We start from the raw sequence: 1,101 nt of genomic DNA on the forward strand, positions 1-1,101 counted from the left end.
CCTACTCCGGTGGCGTAGCCACCACGGATTGGGCGCTTGTTTCTAATCCAGTCGGTTATGCCAACCTCGGTGGCGAATATTGCGGCCAGGCCCACGAGGTTTATTGCCCTGGCTATTATGCGATGGCGACGCATAGCAGCACGAGATCGACCGTTCGCAACGACGGCCAGATCGTTTCATCGCAGACAGCAACCAAAACCTATGAATGCTGGCGCTCCCTGGGCAGCGTCCCCCCGTGCCCAGACATTCCGACCTCTTCCGCCGTGGCACAATGGCGAGCTGAGTTGGGCTGGTGATCGCCATGACCTCGGCGATCTCTATCATCCTGCGACCGTTGGCGGCGTTCTACGACGATCCCGCCACGGTCGAGATGCGGATGACCAAACCCAAGCAGGTCATCATCGATCGGCGCGGCCAGGGCAAGACCACCCTGGATGCGCCCGATCTGACCCTGGCCCGCATCGAAGACATCTGCCGCAGTCTGGCCAACGTCACCGGGGTCCGCTTCGACCCCGACACGGCGCCCAAGCTGTCCTGCGTAGTGCCGGAAGTCCGGCACCGCTTCGAATGCCTGGTCGGCTCGTCGGTGCAAACCCGCGTCTCGATGGCCATCCGCTGCAAGCACCCCTTCACCCCCAGTTGGGAGCAGGTCGGCGCGGTGCCGTCGGTCGTCGCCTATCTGCGGGACTCGGTGCTGGCCGAACGCAACATGATCGTGTCGGGGGCCACCAACACCGGCAAGACGACGCTGTTCAACAAGCTGCTGGAATTCCTGCCGTCCAACCGGCGCATCATCGCCGTCGAGGATACCCCGGAGCTGCAGATCGACCGCTTCTGGGACGGCGTCGGTCTGCTGGCGGCGCGTGAGGCCTCGACGGCTTCGGGCATGGTGGATTGGCGTCAGCTTTACGACCACCTGATGCGCGCCACCCCCGACCATGTGATTTTCGGCGAGATCAGCACGCAAAACGCCTTCGCGGCACTGGGGGCGCTGAATTCCGGCATCACCGGCTTCATGTGCACCATCCACGCCGACAGCCCGCACCAGGTGCTGAACAGGAAGTTCGACCAGAACATCGCCTGGTCGGGTCAGACCATGCC

At 63.5% G+C, this 1,101-nt stretch carries 2 protein-coding genes; both read left to right on the plus strand.

Annotated elements, in window-relative coordinates:
- On the plus strand, positions 1–296 hold a 296-nt coding region (locus A6A05_RS21430; protein ID WP_216635742.1), incomplete at its 5' end, for a hypothetical protein.
- Positions 297–301: 5 nt separating this feature from the next.
- A partial coding sequence (locus A6A05_RS03890; protein ID WP_068497674.1) for an ATPase, T2SS/T4P/T4SS family occupies positions 302–1,101 on the plus strand: 800 nt, incomplete at its 3' end.

The sequence above is a fragment of the Magnetospirillum moscoviense genome (assembly GCF_001650635.1).
Lineage (GTDB): Bacteria > Pseudomonadota > Alphaproteobacteria > Rhodospirillales > Magnetospirillaceae > Magnetospirillum > Magnetospirillum moscoviense.